The sequence below is a fragment of the Arthrobacter sp. 10T425 genome, from assembly GCF_056393985.1.
In genome coordinates this window covers 33,747-41,564 of the sequence record NZ_JBFTGZ010000024.1, presented here as the reverse complement: position 1 = coordinate 41,564, position 7,818 = coordinate 33,747, and the positions used below count along the sequence as shown (strand labels likewise).

The 7,818-nt window shown below is 67.3% G+C and carries 6 protein-coding genes; all 6 read right to left on the bottom strand.

Translation table 11 applies throughout. The features are described from left to right. Nucleotides 1-491, bottom strand: a 491-nt coding sequence (locus AC1DDH_RS19970) for a lipoyl synthase (protein WP_476955426.1), incomplete at its 3' end; no start/stop codon positions are given. Nucleotides 492-505: 14 nt separating this feature from the next. Then, on the bottom strand, nucleotides 506-1,903 hold the full coding sequence (locus tag AC1DDH_RS19965; RefSeq protein WP_476956149.1) for an L-serine ammonia-lyase: 1,398 nt from the start codon (nucleotides 1,901-1,903) through the stop codon (nucleotides 506-508). Nucleotides 1,904-2,020: 117 nt separating this feature from the next. Next, entirely contained in the window at nucleotides 2,021-3,343 is a 1,323-nt protein-coding gene (gene glyA / locus AC1DDH_RS19960; protein ID WP_476956148.1) for a serine hydroxymethyltransferase, read from the bottom strand. After that, nucleotides 3,340-3,723 carry a glycine cleavage system protein GcvH gene (gene gcvH / locus AC1DDH_RS19955; RefSeq protein ID WP_476874398.1) on the bottom strand — a complete coding sequence of 128 codons (384 nt, stop codon included), beginning with the start codon at nucleotides 3,721-3,723 and terminating at the stop codon, nucleotides 3,340-3,342. Before gcvH ends, glyA begins: the two co-directional genes overlap by 4 nt. Nucleotides 3,724-3,780: 57 nt before the next feature. Further along, nucleotides 3,781-4,917 (bottom strand): glycine cleavage system aminomethyltransferase GcvT, encoded by a 1,137-nt coding sequence (gene gcvT, locus AC1DDH_RS19950; protein WP_476956147.1) that lies wholly within the window; start codon nucleotides 4,915-4,917, stop codon nucleotides 3,781-3,783. 10 nt (nucleotides 4,918-4,927) lie between these two features. Further along, entirely contained in the window at nucleotides 4,928-7,774 is a 2,847-nt protein-coding gene (gene gcvP, locus AC1DDH_RS19945) for an aminomethyl-transferring glycine dehydrogenase (RefSeq protein WP_476956146.1), read from the bottom strand. Nucleotides 7,775-7,818 lie beyond the last annotated feature (44 nt).

Genomic DNA, 7,818 nt, shown 5'->3' with positions numbered 1-7,818 from the left:
TCGGGCTTGCCGGAGAAATCGGGGATCAGCAGTTCGACGCCGGTGCCCGGGTTCAGTTCGTGGATCTTGCGGACCGTCTCGGCGTAGAGCCAGACGCCCTCGTCGGCGAGGTCGTCGCGGGCCACGCCGGTGACGGTGGCGTAGCGCAGGGCCATGGCCTGGACCGAGCGGGCCACCTTGGTGGGCTCGAACATGTCCACGGGCGAGGGTTTGCCGGTGTCGATCTGGCAGAAGTCGCAGCGCCGGGTGCATTCGGAGCCGCCGATCAGGAAGGTGGCCTCCTTGTCTTCCCAGCATTCGAAGATGTTCGGGCAGCCGGCCTCCTCACACACGGTGTGGAGGCCCTCCTTCTTCACGAGGTTTTTGAGCTGGACGAACTCCGGGCCCATCTGGACCTTGGCCTTGATCCATTCCGGCTTCCGTTCCACCGGTGTGGCCGCGTTTCGCTGCTCAATGCGCAGCATCTTCCGGCCTTCTGGTGCCAGTGTCATTAGTTCTCTTTCCTTCAGCATTCGACGACGTTGACGGCAAGGCCGCCCATGGCCGTTTCCTTGTATTTGGAGGACATGTCCTTGCCCGTTTCGCGCATCGTCACGATGACCTCGTCGAGGGAGACCCGGTGCGTGCCGTCGCCCCAGAGCGCCATCTTGGCGGCGTTGATGGCCTTGGCGGCGGCGATCGCGTTGCGTTCGATGCACGGGACCTGGACCAGCCCGCCGATCGGATCACAGGTCAGGCCCAGGTTGTGCTCCATCGCGATTTCCGCGGCGTTCTCCACCTGCTGGGGCGTGCCGCCCATGACTTCGGCCAGACCGGCGGCCGCCATCGACGACGCCGAACCCACCTCGCCCTGGCAGCCCACCTCCGCCCCGGAAATCGAGGCCTGCTCCTTGTACAGCACCCCGATGGCTCCGGCGGTCAGCAGGAACCTGACGATCGTCTCGTCCCGGTCGGCCTGGGTGGCCTGGTCCATGCCGGGGGCGAAGTGCAGCGCGTAGTAGAGCACGGCCGGGATGATGCCCGCGGCGCCGTTCGTGGGGGCGGTGACGACGCGGCCGCCGGAGGCGTTTTCCTCATTCACGGCCAGCGCGATCAGGTTGACCCATTCCTGCCAGTACTTCGGGTCCCGGTCCTTATCCTCCTTCATGAGCCGCTCGTGCCAGTCCGGGGCCCGGCGGCGGACCTTGAGCCCGCCCGGCAGCAGCCCAACGCGCTTGCGGCTGACCTCGACGCAGCCTTCCATCACCGAGTAGATGTGCAGCAGCCCCGCACAGATCTCGGCCTCTGTCCGGCTGTCCTCTTCGTTGATCCGCATCACCTCGCTGATGCTCAGCGAGGTCGTCCGGCAGTGTTCCAGCAGCTCGGCGGCCGTGCGGAACGGCAACGGGAGTACCTTCTTCGACTCCGCGAGTTCCTGCAGTGCCGCGTCCTCCTCGCCCTCGCGGACAATGAAGCCGCCGCCGACGGAGAAGAACGTGGCCTGGTGCAGGGTCTGGCCCCCGGCGTCGGAGACCGTGAACGTCATTCCGTTGGTGTGCCGTGGCAGGATGGTCAGCGGCCGCAGGACCATGTCCTTCACCCCATACGGCAGGGGCACAGCCCCGCCCAGCTGCAGGGTGCCGGTCTCGGCGATCGCGGCGAGCCGCTCCTCGACCTCCTCGGGGAGGATCTGCTCGGGGTGGAAGCCCTCGAGTCCGAGCAGGATGGCGGTCATGGTGCCGTGGCCGTGGCCGGTCGCGGCGAGGGAGCCGTAGAGGTCCACCCGGAGCGACGCCGCCTCTGCCAGCTTGCCGAGGGCCTTGAGTTCTTCAGCAAACACGGCGGCGGCCCGCATGGGGCCAACGGTGTGGGAACTGGATGGCCCTATTCCGATGGAAAAGAGGTCGAAGACTCCAACTGCCATGATGCGTACCTTCCGCGGAGAAAGAGAATGATGGTCAATGACTAGAGGCGGGGCTCACCGCACCGGTCCCGGCCCCCCAATGACCCTGGACCGGTGCGATGATGCGCCCATTGAGCGCTAGGCGAGGTTAGTAACCGAGGGGTAGAGCGGGTGGGCGGCGGCGAGGGCCTCCACCCGGGAACGCAGACCGGACAGGTCGGCGCCGGCGTCGGCGGTCAGGGCCTCGGCGATGATGTCGGCAACCTCGGCGAAGGCCGCCTCGCCGAAGCCGCGGGTGGCCAGCGCCGGGGTGCCGATCCGCAGCCCGGAGGTGACCATCGGCGGGCGCGGATCGAACGGCACGGCGTTGCGGTTGACGGTGATGTCGATGTCCGCGAGGCGGTCCTCGGCTTCCTGCCCGTTCAGCTCGCACTCGCGCAGGTCCACCAGGACCAGGTGCACGTCGGTGCCGCCGGAGATCACGTTGATGCCCTTGGCGGTCACGTCCGGCTGGACCAGGCGCTCGGCGAGGATCCGGGCGCCGGCCAGGACGCGTTCCTGGCGCTCCCTGAACTCCTCGGACGCGGCGATCTTGAACGCCACGGCTTTGCCGGCGATGACGTGCTCCAGCGGCCCGCCCTGCTGGCCGGGGAACACCGCGGAGTTGATCTTCTTGGCGATCTCGGCGTCGTTGGAGAGGATGATGCCGCCGCGCGGACCGGCAAGGGTCTTGTGCGTGGTGGAGGTGGTGACGTGCGCGTGCGGGACCGGGGACGGGTGCAGACCCGCGGCCACGAGCCCGGCGAAGTGCGCCATGTCCACCATCAGGTAGGCGCCCACCGAGTCGGCGATCCGGCGGAACTCGGCGAAGTCGAGCTGCCGGGCGTACGCGGACCAGCCGGCGACGATCAGCGCCGGCTTGTGCTCCAGGGCCAGGGCCTCGACCTCGGCCATGTCGATCCGGTGGTCCTCTTCACGGACCTGGTACGGGATCACGTTGTAGAGCCGGCCGGAGAAGTTGATCTTCATGCCGTGCGTCAGGTGCCCGCCGTGGGCCAGGTTCAGGCCCATGATGGTGTCGCCCGGCCGGATCAGGGCGTGCATCACGGAGGCGTTGGCCTGCGCGCCGGAGTGCGGCTGCACGTTGGCGTACTCCGGACCGAACAGGGCCTTGACCCGGTCGATCGCGAGCTGTTCGATCACGTCAACGTGCTCGCAGCCGCCGTAGTAGCGCTTGCCCGGGTAGCCCTCGGCATACTTGTTCGTCAACACCGAACCCTGCGCCTGCATCACGGCTTTGGCGGTGTGGTTCTCCGAGGCGATCATCTCCAAACCGTCACGCTGCCGGGACAGCTCGGCGTCGATCTTCGCGGCGATCTCCGGATCCAGCGCGGACAGGTCCGCGTCCAGGCTCGGCGAGACGACCTGCTCAAACGCGACGGTACCCGTCGCGGCGCTCACAGCTCGCCGCCGTTCTTGGACGCGTACTCCTGCGCCGACATCAGCGGACCCTCTTCGGTCACGGCGACCTTGAACAGCCAGCCGGCACCGTACGGATCGCTGTTGATCAGCGCCGGATCGGACACGACGGCGTCATTGATCTCCACCACCTCGCCGGTGACCGGCGCGTAGAGGTCCGAGACGGACTTGGTCGACTCGACCTCGCCGCAGGTCTCCCCCGCGGTCACCGCGGAACCGACCTCGGGCAGGTCCACGTAGACGATGTCGCCCAGGGCGTCGGCGGCCACGGCCGAAATCCCAATTCCTGCAGGGCCAGATCCGTCGGCAGCAACCCACTCGTGTTCAGCGGAGTACTTCAGTTCGGCTACAACTTTGCTCATTTATCTCAATCCTTAAGTTCGTATGTGGTTTCGGCAGGCTCAGCCAGCGGCGGCCGGCTACTTTTGGCGCTTGTAGAACGGCAGTGCGACGACTTCGAAAGGCTCCGTCTTGCCGCGGAGGTCAATGTCCAGGGCTGTGCCCGGTGCGGCGTGTTCGATGTCGACGTAGGCCATCGCGACCGGGTAGCCGAGGGTGGGGCTGGGCTGTCCGGAGGTCACTTCGCCGACGACGTTGCCGTCCTTGAGGACCGGGTAGTGGCTGCGGGCGGCACGGCGTCCGAGGCCCTTGAGCCCGACGAGTTTGCGGCCGGTCGTGGAGCCTGCGCCGGCTGCCTTGAGCTCGCTCAGGGCGGCCTTGCCGACGAAGTCCGACTCCTTGGCGAGCGAGACGACCGGGCCCAGGCCTGCTGCGTATGGGTTGCCTTCGCGGGAGAGTTCGTTGCCATAGAGCGGCATGCCGGCTTCCAAACGCAGCGAGTCACGGCAGGCCAGGCCGGCCGGGATGAGCCCGTGGCTGGCACCGGTTTCCAGCAGTGCTTCCCAGAGACCTGCCGCATCCTCGTTCGAGATGTAGATCTCGAAGCCGTCCTCGCCGGTGTAACCGGTGCGGGCGAGGAGCAGATCTTGTCCGTTGATCTGAACCTCAACCGCAGCGTAGTACTTCAGCTCGGTGACCAGGACATGCTGCTCGGCCGGGACCAGCGTCAGCAGGATGGCTTCGGCGTTCGGGCCCTGGACGGCGATCAGCGAGATCTCGGCGGAAACGTCTTCCACCGTCACGTCGAACCCGCCTTCTTGGACAGAACCGGCCCTTTCGGCCAGTGCCGCGGCCACGACCTTGGCGTTGCCTGCGTTGGGGACCACCAGGTACTTGTCCTCACCGCGGCGGTAGGAGATGAGGTCATCGATGATGCCGCCGTCTTCCTGGCAGATCAGCGAGTACTTCGCCTTGCCGACGGCCACGGCCGACAGCTTCCCGGCCAGGGCGTAGTCGAGGAACGCCGCGGCGTCCGGGCCGGTGACCCAGACTTCGCCCATGTGGGAGAGGTCGAACAGGCCCGCGGCGTTGCGGACGGCGTGGTGCTCGGCGAGTTCGGAGCTGTACTTCAGCGGCATCTGCCAGCCGCCGAAGTCCGTGAAGGAGGCGCCGGCCTTTTTGTGCTGCTCGTAGAGAGCGGTGTAGTTCTCACTCATCAGAAAATCCTTAGTTTTCGAATTCGGAAAGCGGCGGGCAGGAGCAGACCAGGTTGCGGTCTCCGGCGGCGCCGTCGATGCGTCCGACCGGCGGGAAGTACTTGTCCTGCCTGAGTGTGTGGACGGGGAATGCGGCCTGCTCACGCGGGTACTCGCGGGTCCAGTCGGTGCTGACGACGGCGGCGGCCGTGTGGGGTGCGTTGCGCAGCGGGGAGTTCTCCACAGTGAAATCTCCGTTGGAGACCTGGTCGATCTCCTGGCGGATGGTGATCATCGCCTCGATGAAGCGGTCGATCTCCGCCAGGTCCTCGGACTCGGTGGGCTCCACCATCAGGGTGCCCGCCACGGGGAAGGACAGCGTGGGGGCGTGGAAGCCGAAGTCGATGAGGCGCTTGGCCACGTCCTCGGCGGTGACGCCGGTCCTGGCGGTGAGTTCCCGCAAATCCAGGATGCACTCGTGCGCCACCAGGCCGCTCTCCCCCGTGTAGAGCACCGGGAAGTGCTCATCCAGCCGGGATGCGATGTAGTTCGCCGCCAGCAGCGCGGACTTGGTGGCTTCGGTGAGGCCCTGGCCGCCCATCAACTTCACGTACGCCCAGGAGATCGGCAGCACACCGGCGGATCCGTAACGCGAAGCGGAGATGGCAACTCCCTTTCCCGGTTCGACCTTGTTCGCGTCCCCTGGCATGAACGGCGCCAGGTGGGCTTTGGCCGCGACCGGGCCGACGCCCGGTCCGCCGCCGCCGTGCGGGATGCAGAAGGTCTTGTGCAGGTTCAGGTGCGAGACGTCACCGCCAAACTTGCCCGGCTGGGCCAGCCCGACGAGGGCGTTGAGGTTGGCGCCGTCGACGTAGACCTGCCCACCGGCCGCATGCACGGAGTCGCATACCTCGCGGACGTCTGTGTCGTACACCCCGTGGGTGGACGGGTAGGTGATCATGATGCAGGACAGCGCGTCCTTGTTCGCCTCGATCTTCGCGGTCAGGTCCGCGTGGTCGATCGTGCCGTCCGAAGCCGTGGCCACCACCACGACTTTCATGCCGGCCAGCACCGCGGAGGCCGCGTTCGTGCCGTGCGCGGAGGCCGGGATCAGGCACACGGTGCGCTGGGCGTCCCCGCGGGAGAGGTGGTAGCCGCGAATGGCCAGCAGGCCCGCCAGCTCACCCTGGGAGCCGGCGTTCGGCTGGATCGAGACCTGGTCGTATCCCGTGATTTCGGCGAGGTCAGCTTCGAGGCCGCTGACGAGTTCCCGCCAGCCCTCGGTCTGGGAGTCCGGCGCGAAAGGGTGGATGGAGGCGAACTCCGGCCAGGAGATCGCTTCCATCTCGGCCGTGGCGTTCAGCTTCATGGTGCAGGAGCCCAGCGGGATCATGGTGCGGTCCAGGGCGAGGTCGCGGTCCGAGAGCTTGCGGATGTAGCGCAGCAGCTGGGTTTCGGAGCGGTGCGTGTTGAAGACCGGATGCTGCAGGAAGTCGGAAGTGCGCAGCACCCTCCCGGGCAGCTCGAAGCCCGTGGCCTCCACCACCGGACCGGCGCCAAAGGCGACGACGACCGCGGAGAGGACCTCCGGCGTCGTGGTTTCATCGACGGACACGCCAACTGTGTCCGCGTCGATGAGCCGCAGGTTGATGCCACGGGCCTCGGCGGCGGCGATGACCTTGGCGGCCTTGCCGGGGACGCGGACCGTGAGGGTGTCGAAGAAGGACTCGCTCGCCAGTTCCCGGCCGGCGATCTTCAGCGTGGCGGCGAGGGCGCGGGTGTTGTTGTGGACGGTCTCGGCGATCGCCTTCAGCCCGTCCGGGCCGTGGTAGACGGCGTAGAACGAGGACACGATGGCCAGCAGTGCCTGCGCGGTGCAGATGTTGGACGTGGCCTTCTCACGGCGGATGTGCTGCTCGCGGGTCTGCAGGGCCAGGCGGTAGGCCGGGACACCGGCGTTGTCCTTGGAGACGCCGACGATGCGGCCGGGGAGCGTGCGTTCCATGCCCTCGCGCACCGCCATGTACGCGGCGTGCGGGCCGCCGAAGAACAGCGGCACGCCCAGGCGCTGGGTGGAGCCGACGGCGATGTCCGCCCCCTGCTCGCCCGGAGGGGTGATCAGGGTCAGGGCAAGCAGATCCGCCGCCACGGTGACCAGTGCGCCGCGTTCTTTGGCCTCCGCGATCACGCCGGACTGGTCCCACACCCGGCCGGAGACGCCCGGCTGCTGGAGGACGAGACCGTTGATGTCGCCGTCGGGCAGACCGGCGGAGAGGTCAGCGACCTGCACCTCGAAGCCCAGCGCCTCCGCTCGGCCCCTGACGATGGCAATGGTCTGCGGGAGGCAGTCGGCGTCGAGGACGGTCTTGGCCCCGGCAGCGGACTTGTTTTTGTTGGCGCGGCGCATGAGAAGCACGGCCTCGGCAACCGCGGTGGCCTCGTCCAGGAGGGACGCATTGGCGACCGGGAGCGCGGTGAGGTCCTGGACCATGGTCTGGAAGTTCAGCAGCGCCTCGAGGCGTCCCTGGGAGATTTCCGGCTGGTACGGGGTGTAGGCGGTGTACCAGGCGGGGGCTTCGAGGATGTTGCGGCGGATCACCGGCGGGGTGACGGTGTCGTAGTAGCCCTGGCCGATCATCTGCACGGCCGTCTTGTTCTTGTAGGCGAGCTTGCGCAGTTCGGCCAGCACCTGGACTTCGCTGAGGGCGCTGTCCAGGGTGAGGGGCTTTTCCTGGCGGATGGAATCGGGGACCGCGTTGTCAACGAGGCCATCAACGCTGTCGTAGCCGACGGCCTTGAGCATGGTGTCGATGTCGGCCTGGCGGCGGGCGCCGATGTGGCGGTCTGCGAAGGTGGACGGGGACGATTGAACCGTCATGAGAGGAACTCCATAATTCAGGTGGCATCAAGACGCCACGATGA

Bases quoted from the DNA above. Each gene is read 5' to 3' on its own strand.
- AC1DDH_RS19965 (WP_476956149.1), bottom strand. From the start codon at position 1,903: ATGGCAGTTGGAGTCTTCGACCTCTTTTCCATCGGAATAGGGCCATCC.
- gcvH (WP_476874398.1), bottom strand. From the start codon at position 3,723: ATGAGCAAAGTTGTAGCCGAACTGAAGTACTCCGCTGAACACGAGTGG.
- gcvT (WP_476956147.1), bottom strand. From the start codon at position 4,917: ATGAGTGAGAACTACACCGCTCTCTACGAGCAGCACAAAAAGGCCGGC.
- gcvP (WP_476956146.1), bottom strand. From the start codon at position 7,774: ATGACGGTTCAATCGTCCCCGTCCACCTTCGCAGACCGCCACATCGGC.